Origin of the sequence: Jonesia quinghaiensis DSM 15701 (assembly GCF_000423205.1) — a bacterium.
Lineage (GTDB): Bacteria > Actinomycetota > Actinomycetes > Actinomycetales > Cellulomonadaceae > Jonesia > Jonesia quinghaiensis.
The window spans coordinates 127,276-143,050 of record NZ_AUHN01000011.1; the positions used below are offsets into that span (position 1 = coordinate 127,276).

Below are 15,775 nucleotides of genomic sequence, written 5' to 3' on the forward strand. Positions count from 1 at the left end.
TGGACAACTGTCTACATGCGCGCCGTGCCCGTAGCGGCTTGTGCTAAGGCGCTAGCGAGCAACCGGGCCGATGCCCGACTTTTTTCTGTGTCTCTGGTTGCCAACCAGGTAGCCCCCAACCCGGATGCGCACGTTGTTAGCACCTCGGCAAGGCTCCGCAGTGGCATCACCAACGTGTTGCCGGTACTTGCCCGCCAGGCTTTGAGTAGTTCGCTCACGTGGTTGACGTATTGTTCATGTTCCCATGCGGGTATGCCGGCGAGCTCTGGTGTGCGTGACGCTGTTGCGGTGAGTTCAGCGATGAGGATGTGGTGTTCAGGGTCCTGTTGCACACGGTCAAGATAGGCCATCAATGCTGCCAGCAATGCGTCAAAGAAGCTGGTAGGCTGACCGCTAACAGCATCCCACGCCTCTTTGAGTGAGGCGTCGAGTTCCCGATGGAGCAATGCTGAGAACAGCTCCTCTTTTGATGAGAAGCAGTAATGGAACGCCCCATGTGGCATTCCTGCATGGGCGGTGATGGCTCGTGTTGTTGCCGCCGCTATCCCTGATTCCTTCATGATGTGCTGGGCTGCGTCCATGAGCAGTTCGCGGCGTTGCGCCGCTGGCATGCGAGGTCGGTTTTTCTCAGCCATGCACCTTCTCCTGTCATGTGTAGCGCACTGAGGGCATGACGTGGCATATTTTTTGCTGCACACCCTAGTTGGCCATGTGGCCAACTTTAAAATATACAGCGGACAGGGGCTTTTATGCTAGGCCTTACGTGCTCCGCGTAAAGTTGGCCAAATGACTTGGCCACTTGGCCAACTTTGTTTAGGCTGGGAATCCACCCGCATCGGCCGAGGAGTCCACATGACAACCCTGCTCCATCCCGCAACATACGCAGACGTCAATGACGTAGCCGAGGTCATGGCCCACGCATTCCGCAATGACCCGCCCATGTCAGCCGTTTTAGGCCCATCTGACGACCTGCCCGCCCGCGCACACCACCTTTTCAGCTACTTCATGCATGCTGGCCCGCTGCAGCACGGAACAGTTGATGTGGTGCGTGACGTAGGCAGCGGAAAGATTCTTGGGGCCGCCATTTGGCACGCCCCACACAGTGGTCACTCCACATTTCAAGACATTCTCAACGCACAACACATCGTCAAAGCGTTCGGTATTCGCGGTATCCGGCGCGCTTTAGCTGCCTCACGTGCCACCCAACGCCACCACCCAACCGCACCGCACTGGTACTTGCAAGCCATTGGCGTGACCCCACAAGCACGGGGGCGCGGCATTGCGTCGCAACTCATCAAACATCGCCTCGGCCAAGCGGACGCTGCAGGTATGCCCGCGTATTTGGAGTCATCCACCGAAGCGACATCGGTGCTGTACCGTCGCCACGGATTCATTGAGTTGCCGCCGATGCGCGGGTACCCTGGCCCAGCCCCTCGCCCGATGTGGCGGCCAGTACCCGAAAATCCCACAGCGTAGTGCTCTGGTTAGGTGCACATAACGCTGAGGAACGGGCGAAGCCTCAGGCAACCACGCCGCCAATGCCCGTTAGGTCAGGTTCACGGGCGACTGAACCGTTCCAAACCGGTGCGCAGTCATGGAAATGGCTTGTTCCCGAAGGAATGGCAGCAACTCGATGCGTCCCGCTTCAGTCACAGGTTGTGCGTACAACGCGAGGTCTGCTCGCCCGCCGCTTGCTAACGCCAGGGCATCCCGTGCCCCACCAATGAGGCGGATGCGGGCATCGTGAAGCTGCGCAACATACGCTTCCCACGCATCGGAATCCTGAACAAGCACGGTCACTCCGCACTCCCCCAGCAACGATGCAACCGTGGCCGGGAGGCGCACGGCGGACACGGTCATCGTGCTGCCTGCCCGCACACCTGCCAGCACAACACGTAACAGGTGGGCGATGCTCGCATCGGCTTCACAACGCACAAGAACATCCGTTGGCAGATACCGGAACTCGTTGCGTTCCACCCCCAGCTGGGACACATCACGCATATGGCTGTACTCCTGCGCCCACGCGTGCGCATCGGAACTCGCTGCCCGGCGCAGCATTGCCAGCTCGTTGGATCCAATTTCCAACTCGGTGGCGTTGTCCCCTATCGCAGACAGAAGGTCACGGGCTGCGCCCGCTGGCGGAACAACAGCGGACGCTTGGGCGGCTTCCCAATCCACCAAACCGAACAGATAGTTAGGGCCACCGGCTTTGGTACCTGCCCCCACAGCTGATCGTTTCCACCCACCAAACGGTTGGCGGCGCACAATTGCCCCGGTGATTCCACGGTTGACGTACAGGTTTCCGGCCTCAACACTGTTCACCCAGGTGCGGATTTCTTCTGGGTTGAGTGAGTGCAACCCGGCTGTCAGGCCGAAGTCTGTGGCATTTTGCGCCGCGATTGCCTCCGCGAGCGTGCCAACGGTCATGATCCCCAGCACCGGCCCAAAATATTCGGTGAGGTGGAACTCCGACCCAGGGGTGACACCGGTTTTTACGCCGGGCGACCACAGGCGCCCCGTGTCATCGAGTTGCTGTGGTTCGATAGCCCACGTTTCCCCAACGCCAAGCGTCGTTAGCGCGTGGTGAAGTTTCCCTGCGGCCGGTTCGATAATGGGCCCCATCTGCGATGTTGGGTCCTGCGGGTACCCGACCCGCAACCCAGAAACGGCATCGAGAAGCTGATTACGTAACCGTTGTGAGGTCCCAGCAGAACCCACCAAAATCAGCAGTGACGCCGCTGAGCATTTCTGCCCAGCGTGCCCAAAAGCAGAGGTGACAATGTCTTTAACGGCGAGGTCATAGTCGGCGTGCGGGGTGACAACAATCGCGTTTTTTCCCGATGTTTCCGCCAATAATTGCAGCGACGGATTGAAACTGGTGAACAATTCCGCGGTGTCAAAAGCGCCCGTCAAAATAAGCCGCCCCACCCGAGGGTCGCTGATCAGCGCGCGCCCAAGGTCACCCTCGTCAACGTGCACCAGGTGCAGAACATCTCGCGGCACACCCGCCGCCCACAACGCATCGACCACGATGGAACCGCAACGCCTCGCTTGCGTGGCAGGTTTCATCACCACCGTGGACCCAGCTGCGAGCGCGGCGAGGACAGACCCGGCGGGGATCGCGATGGGGAAGTTCCACGGTGGGGTGACCAGGGTGATGGCGACGGGTTGGGGTGTTGCGCCGTCGATGGTGTCGAGTTGTTCGGCGAGGTGGGCGTAGTAGTTCGCGAAGTCGATGGCTTCGGAGATTTCTGGGTCGGCTTGGTCGATGGTTTTTCCGCATTCGGCGGCGGCAACTTCGATGAGTTGTGCGCGGCGTTTTTCGAGTTCGACGGCAGCGTCGCGCAGGATGCTTGCTCGTTGTTGTCCGGTGAGGGCCGCCCAGGTGGGGGCGGCGTTTTCGGCTGCGGTGTATACCGCGTCGATCCCAGCGCGGGTGGTGATGGTGTGTTGGGTGACAAGCTTTTCACCGAGTGTGGTGGTGGGGAGTGCCGCACGGATATTTGCAGCCCAGTCACGGTTACCGGGGAGGGCCGGGTCGGTGTCTGGGGTGTTGGTGAACTCTTCGCGGCGGGTGGGTGTGTCGGTTGCGCGGTGTTGTGTGCGGTTTGGTGGTGGCACGGTGTCGTCGGTGTCGTTGAGGGATGCCAGGAAGCGTTGCTGTTCGCGGGTGAAGAGTGTTTCGCTGCGGGAGAGGTCGAACACGGCGGACATGAAGTTGTCTGGTGATGCGCCTTCTTCGAGGCGGCGAATGAGGTAGGCGATTGCGACGTCGAACTCGGTTGGGTGCACCACGGGTGTGTAGAGCAGGAGCCCGCCAACTGTGCGGCTGACTGCTTCTGCTTGTGTTTCTGCCATGCCCAGGAGCATTTCGAATTCGATGCCGTCGCGCACTGAGCGTTCTCCGGCGAGGAGCCACGCGTAGGCGATGTCGAACAGGTTGTGCCCGGCAACACCGAGGCGCACATTGTCGATGCGTTCGCGGGTGAGCGCGTAGTGCAGCACTCGTTTGTAGTTCGTGTCGGCTGCTTGTTTTGAGTCCACCACTGCAAGTGGCCAGTCGTGGGTCGCGGCTTCGACGCGTTCCATGGGGAGGTTCGCGCCTTTCACGAGGCGCACCTTCACGGGTGCGCCGCCGCGCTTGCGGCGTGCTGCCGCCCACTGTTGGATGCGCTGCATCGCTGCCATGGCATCGGGCAGGTATGCCTGCAGGACGATGCCTGCCTCCAGTTCCAGCAGATCCTCGCGGTCTAGCAGGCGTGTGAACACCTCGATGGTGAGGTCTAGGTCGCGGTATTCTTCCATGTCCAGGTTGATGAATTTGCGCCCCTGGTGGCTTGCCGCGTACTGGTACAGGGGAAGAAGTTGTTCCGTCACGTGGGTGACGGCCTCGTCGAAGGCCCACGGTGAATGGGGCGCAACTGTTGAGGACACTTTGATGGATACGTAGTCCACGTCGTCGCGTTGGAGGAGTTTGCGGGTGCCGTCGAGGCGCCGTTGCGCCTCGCGTGGACCAAGAACAGCCTCACCGAGGAGGTTAATGTTCAAAGCCCGGCCGCTACGTTTCAGTGCGGCAATGGATTGACCAAGGCGGGCATCGGACGCATCAACAATGAGGTGCCCTACGAGGGAGCGCAGCACGTGCTGCGCGACGGTCACAACAATTCCCGGGACGATGTGCGATGCCGCGGCGCCGACCTGCAACCCTGCTCGGAGGTACCAGGGTAGGAAAGTGGGGGCGTTGCGGGCAAGGTTACGCAGGTTCCCTGCCGCGATGCGGGTGTCCTCTGGGCGGATGACTCCGTCAACAAATCCGACGGTGAACTCCAATCCGCCGTCATCACTCAGGACCCCGGCAAGCAATGTTGCTGCCCGTGAGGGGGTGAGTTGGTCAGCGGTGGTCAACCATTCACGGACCAGGCGGGTAGCTTGGTCGGCGATGGTTTGAGCGTCTACGGTCTGATGCGACACGAGCACTCCTTCTGTCAAAGTGTCATCTACCGTCTCAGTGTGAGACCGCCAAGCACTTCAGGTAAAGTGACGTTTTCTACACTAGAACGTTAAGTTCTCCTTCAGGGTTGGGGCTGCTTATGCTCGACGTCAGACGCCTGCGCGTCCTCCTAGAACTACAACGCCGCGGCACCCTCGCCGACGTCGCCACCGCACTCCACCAAACCCCCTCCGCGATCTCCCAACAACTCACCCACCTCGAACGCGAAGCCGGCACCCCACTCCTACGAAAAGTAGGCCGCCGCGTCCAACTCACACCCGCAGCCCACACCCTCGCAACCTACGCGGCGCACATCATCGACCTCCTCGACCAAGCCCACGCCGACGTCACCCAAGCCGACGCAGCCCTCACCGGCACCGTCAACGTTGCAGCATTCCAATCCGCAGTGCTCGCCTTCATGCCCGAGGCGCTCCGTATCCTGGCAACGCAACACCCAAACTTGCGCGTCACCATGTCCCAACGCGAACCCGAAACAGCACTCCGCGGAGCGTGGACACGCGACTTTGACCTCGTCATCGCCGAACAATACCCAGGCCACGCCGCACCCTGGCACCCCGAACTCGATCGTATGGAACTCACCACCGACGCCATCCGATTAGCGGTGCCAGAAGTATTTGCACAAGAAGGCCACCGCCCCGTGACCTCCCTCGCTGACGCCAACGACGTCCCCTGGGTGATGGAACCACGCGGAGCCGCATCACGGCACTGGGCGGAACAAGCCTGCCGGCAAGCAGGTTTTGAACCCGATGTCCGCTTCGAAACAGCAGACCTCCAAGCGCACCTCGCACTCATCGCATCAGGGAACGCCGTAGCGCTACTACCTGGCCTGATGACCCTCAACCCGCCCGCCGGGGTGCAGCTCATTGACCTACCCGGGCGCCCCCGCCGCACAGTATTCACAGCCGTGCGCACAGCAATCACAGGGCGCGGAAGCATCATCGAACTACGCCGCACACTCGCCCAAGTCACCCAAGACCTCACCGCGTAACGCCCCGCCACGCCAGTCTGCTGACCTTTCCGCAGCCCTTTCAGAACACCAGTTCGTGGTTTCGTGGTGAGTTCGTCCTGAACACCACGACTTCGTGGCTAAGAACCACTAACTCACGGCAGAAGGTGGGCGGGCGGGCACATGAACAAGAACTCCGCGGTTATAGGTCGCTACACGCGGTCAAGGATCCAACGGAGTTGCAGCGGTTGCTTTATCTCTTCGCAATCTTCTTTATTAATAGTATTTGTGCTTTTTTCCGTACCATCAGTGCGCAAGTACCACACCACTAAGCAGGAATGCGAACGTCTCGGATCGCCAGCCATCCGGATCCTAGAAATATAAACGCTGATCAGAGACATCTATCGCTGGCATTTGCTGGATAAATGGTGTTAGGATTCCTAACACCATCAAATGACGGTTATACTCGATCGAAGGTAGAGGTGCTATGCGTTTTTCCAGCAAGATAGTGACTACAACGGTTCTAGCGGCTATTATGGCGATAAGTCCGATTAGCGCTTTCGCCTCCACGGACCCTGGCAACCTAGGCGGTTGGAGTGAGGATGACGGCTACTTCGCAAATCAGCAACCGTCAGGTGGCATCTCTCCACTTGCCGCCACTGGAACACCACGGCACACAGGTAAGGCTGAGGGCAAAGTCATCAATGGAACGTCCCACAAACGGGCACATGGATGGACCACCTGGAAAGGCGTAAGGCACTACACACGTGCGCAGCTGACGGGATACTGGCCCAACGCCGACCGCATCATCGCCGATTCTGGCAGAGTATGGGGGCGTGACGGAACAGAAGCTGTAACCAAATGGGTAGCTTTTAACCCCAACGATCCGGACAGCGGAAACGGAAAGGCGAAGACCTTCTACGGCAAATAAATCGCTATGTGTGGGTTCACCATGTGAGCCCACACCTCAGCAGGAAGTAACGTGATGAAGTTTCTTCATGCCATTGCCCTGATAATTCTCTCAGCGCTACTCTGTTCACTTATTTTCTCCCTCACTACCTTCCAGCGTGAACAGACGTTCATCGCGCTTGAAGGGAACTCCCTCTACACGGAGAACAGTCACTACTTCCACGGCGACTTCTCTGACATTGAACCTGCTCTAGACGCCTCCTCGCACCATTACGTTGCCTACCAATCACTCGACAACGCAGACCTCTCCCGCGCTATCTACAGCTCGAACATCGAGGACGTGAAGTTTCCCCTCTACTCCGGGCGTGCCATTGAACAGAATGACCAACACGTGGCACTCGCTGGCGCTTCAGTACACACTCTCCACCGTGATGGTCGAGACGTCATCGACATTGACGGCGTTGAGTTCACAGTCATTGGACGACTAGGCCGCTCCGCAGACAGTCGGCTCTCCCCCATTGCACTGTTGTACGACCAGTCATTCTTTATGGCCGAAGGTTCATCACCCATCATCATCGATGGCCCCGCAATACAAGACCTCCCCAACGATCAAGCGGCGGCACTAGAACCAAGGCAAGACACTCGACTAGAACGACGAACACATGCAGACCTCATCACACCAGCAGTTACCGCGCTCACCCTGGTGAGCCTCTGCCTCGGATCAGCCATCTGTGGTGTGCTCACCGCCAGTGCCATCCGTCAACGAAACAAGATTGGACGCCTTGTCGGGGACAGTATGTGGACAACACTTACACGATCCGTTCTGAGCGTCACCGCCATCTACGCCGCTGGATGCGCCTTGTCATCCATCCCGAGGGTTCCCAGTTTCATACGCCACGACATCGACCCGGATTCTTTTCTGCTCCTCGGTGGCTCCTACATACTCGCCATGACTGTGACAATCTCGCAGTCTGCAATGAGTCTCAAACATAAGGCCTAGCTCCCATCATGTTTTCCACGATCCATTCGCTAGCGCAGACGCTCCTCAAAGTGGCAGCAACAGCCCTTTTCATCATCACCACTTATACGGTCATCTCTTTCACTGGTGATATCTCAACTGGGCTTGACCAGGGTTTTTCACAGGAACGCCAGGTCGACATGTATCACCTGACTGACACCTTGGTTGACCCTGAAGAGTTTTGGAATTTCAGGCAGTCACAGGAGCAGATGGAAACCATTGCATCTTTTTACCAAGAACTCACAAGCAGTGAAACATTCACTTTTCTTTCGATTTTCAATCAACCTCTTTTCGCCCACGACTTCATGGGCGGCGAAACGTTTGATGCGTCCTTTGGGACCGAATCCGGAGGTCAAGGTGAATACATTGATGACATATCCGGCCGGAAAACACGCGCCGTCAAGTCCATTCAATTGAACCAACAGGCATTTCAGTTCTATGGACTCACACTGAGCAGCGGTTCAGTGCCACAATGGAACTCAATTACACCTCAAAGCATTGAAATCCCGGTTGTTCTTGGCCATGATTATCAGGAGATTTACTCGGTCGGCGACATCATTGATGTAGAGTACTACTTTCGTGAAACTACACTCCGAGTCTCAGGTTTCCTCGAAGAAGGATCTTCTATCTACCTTCAAGGCACATTCAACACCTATTTGGACGATCAAATAGTGATCCCGTATCCACAGAGTTTGTCGCTCTCGGACTCATCTGCTTTTGAACATGAGGGGATACTTTTTTTCGCGATGATCGGGGGGAACATTGTGGCCCCTCAAGGCACGAGTGAGGAGATGATTCTCAGCAGCCTGTCAGAGACCGCAACAGCAAGCCACTTTCACGACTACACACTCCTCAACGTCCCTACCTACCTCATCGAATTTACCTTGATGAGGAATCTTGTGCGCGACAACCTCGCTACCCTCATCGCCCTTGGGGTTGTCATCACTATTACCCTCGGAGCGTCATTAAGCTTCCTGTCTCGCGCACTTCTCACACAGCGATCACACCGGTATCGAATACTCTGGACCTCCGGCGCATCATTACATGGCCTGGTAAAGAAGAATACGCTCTATCTTGTTGGCGAATATGCAGCCTGCGCAGGGGTGGTTTTAATGGCCCGCCTAGTCCTATTACCCAATATTCAAAACATAACCGCTCTGACCGTCGCTTCTTTGATGCTTTCGACGATATTCATCACTGAAGCCTTTTCACATAGAGTCATCATCCACCGCAAACTTGTTAAGCCTACATAGAAACAATACATCTTATGCTTCAGCTCACTCACCTTCACAAGTCATTCCACGAATCCAATGGATCAACAAGGCAGGTATTTGATGACGCAGACTTCCGCCTGTTGCCACACGAAAAATCATTAGCGGTTGTCGGGAGGAGCGGGGCAGGGAAGAGCACGCTACTGCGCATACTGTCAGGCCTAGACCAACAGTTTGAAGGGCTTTACAGTTTCAAGGGCGCACCTCTAGCACAAAACGAGAGTGAGATGGCAGCCTTTCGGCGTGACCACGTGGGAATCGTGACTCAACGCTATGAACTGCTCCCTCACCGAAGCCTGTTGAACAACGTCATGTTAGGTGCTGTATCACCTCGTACGACCCGCGAGGATGCGGAACATTACCTAGACCTTGTTGGGCTTTCGGATAGCAAGCGGAAGAAAGTACGAGAACTATCCGGTGGAGAAGCTCAACGGGTAGCAATCGCACGTGCCCTAGTAAAGAACCCCGACTTCGTTTTTGCAGACGAACCAACGGGGGCACTGGACGAAGCAACGGAAGACGCCGTGTTGGGCATTTTTCAGCGGCTGCAGGGCGAAGGCGTTCGATTCGTGATCGCGACTCATAGCAACAAGGTGAAGTCAGTTTGCGAACGGGTTGTCCGCGTTCACAACTACAAACTCGTAGACGATCCCATTGGGAAGCAACATCACCACAACCAATAAGCGCCGCGCGCCATAGCAGGCGTTCTGTTGGCTCTCCCCTCCCGTCTCCCTGTTCCATCCGTGAGTTCGTGGTTGAGAACCACGAACTCACCGTGCAAACCACGAAGTCGCGAAGAAAGGACGAACTCGCAGCAATAGTGGGCGGATGGGGCGGTGCGGGGAGCACAAACGCGGAGGCGCGCATCTCAGTCGTCACACCACAGGGACTGGCACCCCTGCACCGTCACGCGCATCGGCTGATGCGACGCCCTGCCGCGGAGTTGGCCCACACCCAGCGGCTACGTTTGCGACTGCTGCCGCGGCTGTGGCGATGAGCCCGTCAAGTCCGGACCCGGCGGGGGTGGGGCGTGGGTCGTTGTGCACGGCCCAGCACCCGTCGATGATGTCGTAGTTGTCGCTGCTGCCTTCAGTCACCCACAGCGCAACGGCGGCAATGAGGCGTTCCACGTCATCCAGGGTGCTGCCAACACCGACCGATGCGCGGATCGCACCGTTGTCCACACCGAGGCGGGTGAGGAGTGGGTGCGCGCAAAACCGGCCGTCTCTCACGCCGATGCCGTGTTCCGCTGATAGGTAGGCGGCAACGAGACCTGGGTCGCAATCAGCGACGGTGAAGGACACCACCCCTACTGGGTCGGTGGAGTCTTCCCACAACCGCAGTATCCGCACGCCGTCGATCGCCGATAGCCCGTCAACTAGTCGGGTGCGCAGTACAGCTTCGTGGCGTTCGAGTTCTCCTGCGGGCAACCCGCCCAGCGCTTCGCAGGCTGCTGCGAGTGCTACGGCGCCGATGACGTTGGGGGAACCTGCTTCGTGGCGGGCAGGTGCTGGCGCCCAGGTGACGTCGGTGAGGGTGACGTTTTTGACGGCTCCTCCCCCGGCGAGATAGGGGTGTCCGGTGTCGAGCCAGTCGCGGCGCCCAATGAGCGCCCCGGCACCGTAGGGGGCGTAGGTTTTGTGCCCGGAGAACGCAACGTAGTCGACGCCGCTGTTGGCGAGGGAGAATCCGCGGTGTGGGATGAGTTGTGCACCGTCTAGGGCGATGCGCGCCCCAGCAGCGTGGGCGATGTCGACAACGTCGGTGATGGGTAGGGATTCGCCGGTGACGTTGGATGCGCCGGTGAGTGCTACGAGTGCGTAGCGTTCGCGCGCGAGTTCTGCGCGGAGTTGGTCGAGTGTTTCGGCAATGGTTGTCGCTGTGACCAGTGTTGTTGCCCCGCCTGGGGCAGCATGCCAGGGCAGGAGGTTCGCGTGATGTTCGATGTCGAGCACCAGGACTTTCCCGGGGGTCCCGTCTGCGTGGTTGGGGATGCACCCGGCGAGCAGGTTGAGGGAGTCGGTGGTGTTGCGCGTGATGATGGTGACGTCGTTGTCACGGGCGGCAACGTGTTTCCCGATGCTGGTGCGCGCTGCTTCGTATAGTGCGGTGGATACCTGGGAGAGGTATCCGGCTCCGCGGTGGACGGAGGCGTAGAGCGGGAGGACTTGGTTGACGCGGTTTTGGACGGCGACGAGCGCGGGGGCGCTGGCTGCGCAGTCGAGGTTGGCGTAGGTGGTGGAGGTTCCGTTGATGAGGGGAACTCGGGTGTGCGCTCCGACGACGGGGAGGCAAGGGGTGTGGTCGTTCATGGTGGTGTCTCCATGGTGGATGGGGACCTCCCTGCCTGCCTGTTCACCCAGCTGCGCCACGGGTGTGGCGTGTTGTGCGCGGCGCTTGTGGCGCTCGTGGGTGGGGTTGTCAGGTGACAGGTCCCGCGCTTGCCCCCGGAGCTGGTTCGCTCGGGGCCTGGTCTTCACCCGGGGCACCCCACCGCAGGTGGAGGGTTGCCGGCCAGCAAACCGGGGTTTAACGCTGGCACTCGTGACCTGTTTCTAGGGTGTGGGACGTTGGTCTGGGTGTCAACGCCCCCAACCGTGCGTCTCACACTGTGAGCGTTGCGTCTCACGTTTTTGGGGTTCGGTGGATTATCATGGAGAACGACCATCCAGAGCGGTTGAGTGACTTGGCACGGTGACACCGCAGCAACCCCCCGGTTTTCGGGTGAGGGTGCTAACGCCAGAACGATGGAGGACAGCATGACTTACGCAGGTGACCTTACCCCTCAGCAGGCTTACGACCTGGTGAAAGACAACCCGGACGCCATTTTTGTGGACGTCCGCACCGTGGGTGAATGGCAACAAATTGGTGTCCCAGACTTAACCAGCATCAATAAAGATGTTCACTTCATTGAGTGGGTTACCGCTTTTGGCCCCAACACCCAGTTCCTCTCACAACTCGCAGAGACCGGCGTGAAACCGGGTGACAATCGGCCGATCGTGTTCATCTGTCGGGCAGGTAACCGTTCAATCGGTGCGGCAACCATCGCCACCGAAGAAGGGTACGGACCGGCGTATAACGTGCTCGAAGGTTTTGAAGGCGACACCGACGAGTACGGTCAGCGCACCGTTAACGGGTGGAAACTTCGCGGCCTGCCATCCACCTCGTTCACCTCCGGCGAGTAATCGATGGCTCGCACCTTACGCCCCGCCACACTTGCTGTGCGGGGCGGACAGTCACGCACTTCTTTTGACGAAACCTCCGAACCGTTATTCCTCACCCAGGGGTACGTGTACTCCACTGCGGCGGAGGCTGAGGCTGCTTTTAATGGCGACATTGACCGGTTCATTTATTCTCGGTACGGCAACCCAACAGTCCACACCTTTGAGGAAAGGTTGCGCCTCCTCGAAGGGGCGGAGGCCTGCTACGCCACTGCGACAGGCATGTCAGCCGTGTTCACGGCGCTGGCCGCTGTGGTGGGTGCCGGGTCGCGCATCGTCGCCGCGCGGGCTTTGTTTGGCTCATCATTGGTTATTTTTGATGAGATTTTCGCCCGGTGGGGTGTGCACACTGATTACGTTGACGGGCACGTCCTCAGCCAGTGGGAAGAGGCCCTAGCCACCCCCGCCGATGTCGTGTTTTTTGAAACACCATCTAACCCGATGCAAGACATCATTGATGTCGCAGCCGTCGCGCAACTCGCCCATGACGCAGGCGCTCTGGTGATGGTGGATAACGTTTTTGCCACACCAGTGATGCAGCGCCCATTAGAGCTGGGCGCTGACATTGTGGTGTATTCCGCTACGAAACACATCGATGGTCAGGGCCGGGTGCTAGGCGGCGCGATCCTGGGGTCCGCCGAGTACATCAGCGGCCCTGTGCAAACCATGATCCGTAATACTGGACCGTCGCTGTCGCCGTTTAATGCGTGGGTTCTCCTCAAAGGCTTGGAGACGATGCCCGTGCGGGTTGCCGCACAAAACGCCAGCGCCCAGCGCATCGCAGAAACGTTGGAAACCACCCCTGGGGTGACTAAAGTGCGTTACCCGTACTTGCCCAGTCACCCGCAATACGATTTGGCGCGCCGCCAACAAACCGGTGGGGGCACAGTAGTGACCTTCGATTTGGTGACCCCTGAGGGTGCGACCGCACAGGAACAAAAGCAGCACGCTTTCGCTTTTCTGGACGCGCTTGAAGTAGTGGATATTTCTAACAACCTCGGCGATGCGAAGTCTCTAGCAACTCACCCCGCAACGACAACGCACCGCAAGTTGGGTGTTGAAGGTCGAGCACGAGTGGGAATGTCGGAAACAACAATCCGTTTGTCTGTTGGGCTCGAAGATGTCGCTGACATCCTCGAGGACGTCACTGAGGCGCTTCACGCAGCCGGTGAGGTGTTGCGCTAGTTCCGGCGGGTTCTTTGAGGCCGCTTACCCCGCACATAATTTGTCTAACTGATAAACTATTACGGGTAAGCAACGACGCTTAAGGACCCAAACCATGTCACTGGACACCTCAACGCCAACCACAACCGCCCTCCACCCGGCCTGGCTCCCCTTGGCAGTTCGAGCCCACCTCAGCGGAATCTCCACAATCGTGGACGTGCCACCCCACCTGGCTGAACACCCCGTCATCACGACGTTGCACACCGAGCTCAACGACGCTCACAACAGCCCTGGCCAGTCCACAACACACAGCAGTAGCACACCCACTGCCATTCGATCGATCACCTTCCACATACCTGCAGCAGACCATGCGTCAGACGCGGCGGATGCCGCGGGCGCACTGGCCAAAAGCCCTCTCGGCGACCCCCGCACCGACGCTTTTACGATCACAAGCACAGCCGATCACATCACCGTGTCAGGGCCTTCCCCCAACGCATTGCTGTACGGGTACTTTGAGTTGCTGCGCACCGGCATCGACAACCTACAACCGCACACCACACACACCCCAGCAGTTGCCATCAGAATGCTGAACCACTGGGACAACCTCAGCGTTCACCCCGTGATGGGACAGATCGAACGCGGCTACGCAGGTGGGTCGATCTTCTACGACAGCGGAACAGTCCGCCGCGACCTCTCCCGAGTTCACGACTACGCCCGCCTCCTCGCATCGGTAGGTATCAACCACGTCGCAATTAACAACGTGAACGTGGAACGTGACGCAGCCCGTCTGCTCACCGACAACATTCACGATGTCGAGCGGATAGCAGAAATTTTCCGGGCCTGGGGCATTCGCACACACCTGTGTGTCAGTTTTGGTTCTCCAAAAACGCTTGGCGGACTGTCAAGCAATGACCCCCTCGACCAAGAAGTCCGTGACTGGTGGGCCCGCACATTCACTGCCCTGTACCAGGTGATCCCTGACTTTGGTGGGGTTGTCATCAAAGCAGATTCAGAAGGGCAACCCGGGCCTTTCGCTTACGGCCGCGACCATGCAGATGGCGCAAACATGCTGTCCGAGGCTCTCGCCCCACACGGCGGGATAGTGCACTGGCGCGCGTTCGTGTACAACCACAAACAAGACTGGCGCGACCGCACAACCGACCGGGCCCGCGCCGCATACGACAACTTCGCGAAGCTCAACGGGCACTTCGCGGACAACGCAATCGTTCAGATCAAGTTTGGCCCCATCGACTTCCAAACTCGTGAACCCATCTCCCCCACCTTCGCAGCGATGCCTGACACCCACCTTTCACTGGAATTTCAGGTGACGCAGGAGTACACCGGGCACCAAAAACACATCTGCTACTTAGGCAGCCAATGGTCTGAGATCATGCAGTTTTCGTTCTGGCCCGCGACGAACCCTCACAAGAAACTAGCTGACCTGCCAGTGTCAGTCACTGCTGTTTCCAACGTCGGCACCAGCGAATTTTGGACCGGCCACCCTCTGGCTCAAGCCAACCTGTACGCCTATGGGCGCCTCACGTGGGCACCACTGTCAGACCCCGACGACCTCCTCACCGAGTGGCTGACCCTCACCTTCCCGCAAGTGGACGCCCACGCGCTCACTACGATTCACGACATCATGTTGTCTTCGTGGGGAACCTACGAAAACTACACGGCCCCGCTCGGCGTGGGTTTTATGGTGTCACCAGGGGCTGGTCACTACGGTCCTCACATTGATGGGTATGAGTACTCCCAGTGGGGCACCTACCACTTCGCTGATCGGGACGGTGTGGGAGTAGACAGAACCCGGGCCGGAACAGGGTTTGTTGATCAGTACCCACAGGAACTCGCTGACCTGTACAACGACCTCACCACATGCCCTGACGAGTTGTTGCTGTTCTTCCATCACGTCCCGTACAGTCATGTTCTCCATTCCGGGAAAACCGTCATTCAACACATCTACGACACCCATTTTGAGGGCGTAGAAACGGTCCGCCAGTACCAAGAAACATGGCACAGCCTGCGGGAAAGCATCCCCACTGACGTTTTCGCTGAAGTGGAGATCAGACTCGTTGAACAACTCCGATGCGCCATCGAGTGGCGAGACCAGATGTGCACCTACTTCTACCGCAAATCTGGTGTCCCTGACGCCCACGGACGCACCATTTACTAGGGCATAACAAAAGCCCCGTGTGGCCCATTCGCCAATGGACCACACGGGGCTTACCACTC

Annotated in this window: 12 protein-coding genes and 2 riboswitches; of the genes, 9 read left to right on the forward strand and 3 right to left on the reverse strand. The window is 58.5% G+C overall.

Annotated features, from left to right (window positions below; genetic code table 11):
* Positions 1 to 11: 11 nt before the first annotated feature.
* Positions 12 to 635 (reverse strand): TetR family transcriptional regulator, encoded by a 624-nt coding sequence (locus tag G538_RS0111760; protein ID WP_051197063.1) that lies wholly within the window; start codon positions 633 to 635, stop codon positions 12 to 14.
* Between the two features lie 217 nt (positions 636 to 852).
* On the opposite strand from G538_RS0111760, the gene G538_RS0111765 reads away from it, so the two are divergent.
* Positions 853 to 1,476: a GNAT family N-acetyltransferase gene (locus tag G538_RS0111765; protein WP_035834257.1), complete on the forward strand. Its 624-nt coding sequence runs from the start codon at positions 853 to 855 to the stop codon at positions 1,474 to 1,476.
* Positions 1,477 to 1,545: 69 nt separating this feature from the next.
* Here G538_RS0111765 and G538_RS0111770 read toward each other — a convergent pair whose 3' ends face one another.
* On the reverse strand, positions 1,546 to 4,971 hold the full coding sequence (locus tag G538_RS0111770; protein ID WP_245566859.1) for a bifunctional proline dehydrogenase/L-glutamate gamma-semialdehyde dehydrogenase: 3,426 nt from the start codon (positions 4,969 to 4,971) through the stop codon (positions 1,546 to 1,548).
* A 119-nt stretch (positions 4,972 to 5,090) separates the two neighbouring features.
* On the opposite strand from G538_RS0111770, the gene G538_RS0111775 reads away from it, so the two are divergent.
* From G538_RS0111775 to G538_RS16545, 5 genes are all read left to right on the forward strand, one after another.
* Entirely contained in the window at positions 5,091 to 5,999 is a 909-nt protein-coding gene (locus tag G538_RS0111775) for a LysR family transcriptional regulator (protein WP_029069473.1), read from the forward strand.
* A gap of 445 nt (positions 6,000 to 6,444) precedes the next feature.
* Positions 6,445 to 6,888, forward strand: coding sequence for a hypothetical protein (locus G538_RS0111780; RefSeq protein ID WP_051197065.1), 444 nt, complete (start codon positions 6,445 to 6,447; stop codon positions 6,886 to 6,888).
* A gap of 51 nt (positions 6,889 to 6,939) precedes the next feature.
* On the forward strand, positions 6,940 to 7,866 hold the full coding sequence (locus G538_RS0111785) for a hypothetical protein (RefSeq protein WP_157544478.1): 927 nt from the start codon (positions 6,940 to 6,942) through the stop codon (positions 7,864 to 7,866).
* Positions 7,867 to 7,916: 50 nt separating this feature from the next.
* On the forward strand, positions 7,917 to 9,137 hold the full coding sequence (locus G538_RS0111790) for a hypothetical protein (protein WP_157544480.1): 1,221 nt from the start codon (positions 7,917 to 7,919) through the stop codon (positions 9,135 to 9,137).
* Positions 9,138 to 9,151: 14 nt separating this feature from the next.
* Positions 9,152 to 9,838: an ABC transporter ATP-binding protein gene (locus G538_RS16545; RefSeq protein ID WP_051197067.1), complete on the forward strand. Its 687-nt coding sequence runs from the start codon at positions 9,152 to 9,154 to the stop codon at positions 9,836 to 9,838.
* Between the two features lie 192 nt (positions 9,839 to 10,030).
* Here the strand turns inward: G538_RS16545 and G538_RS0111800 are convergent, their stop codons facing one another.
* The gene (locus G538_RS0111800; protein ID WP_029069477.1) at positions 10,031 to 11,467 is read right to left on the reverse strand and encodes an aminotransferase class V-fold PLP-dependent enzyme; all 1,437 of its coding nucleotides are present in this window, start codon (positions 11,465 to 11,467) and stop codon (positions 10,031 to 10,033) included.
* A 120-nt stretch (positions 11,468 to 11,587) separates the two neighbouring features.
* Positions 11,588 to 11,705: riboswitch (SAM riboswitch) on the reverse strand.
* Positions 11,706 to 11,816: 111 nt separating this feature from the next.
* A riboswitch (SAM riboswitch) is annotated at positions 11,817 to 11,909 on the forward strand.
* A gap of 5 nt (positions 11,910 to 11,914) precedes the next feature.
* Between G538_RS0111800 and G538_RS0111805 the strand changes: the two genes are divergently transcribed.
* From G538_RS0111805 to G538_RS0111815, 3 genes are all read left to right on the forward strand, one after another.
* Positions 11,915 to 12,340 carry a rhodanese-like domain-containing protein gene (locus tag G538_RS0111805; protein WP_029069478.1) on the forward strand — a complete coding sequence of 142 codons (426 nt, stop codon included), beginning with the start codon at positions 11,915 to 11,917 and terminating at the stop codon, positions 12,338 to 12,340.
* A 3-nt stretch (positions 12,341 to 12,343) separates the two neighbouring features.
* Positions 12,344 to 13,561, forward strand: coding sequence for an O-succinylhomoserine sulfhydrylase (locus tag G538_RS16550; protein WP_035834258.1), 1,218 nt, complete (start codon positions 12,344 to 12,346; stop codon positions 13,559 to 13,561).
* Positions 13,562 to 13,655: 94 nt separating this feature from the next.
* Positions 13,656 to 15,716 (forward strand): alpha-glucuronidase, encoded by a 2,061-nt coding sequence (locus G538_RS0111815; protein ID WP_029069479.1) that lies wholly within the window; start codon positions 13,656 to 13,658, stop codon positions 15,714 to 15,716.
* Positions 15,717 to 15,775 lie beyond the last annotated feature (59 nt).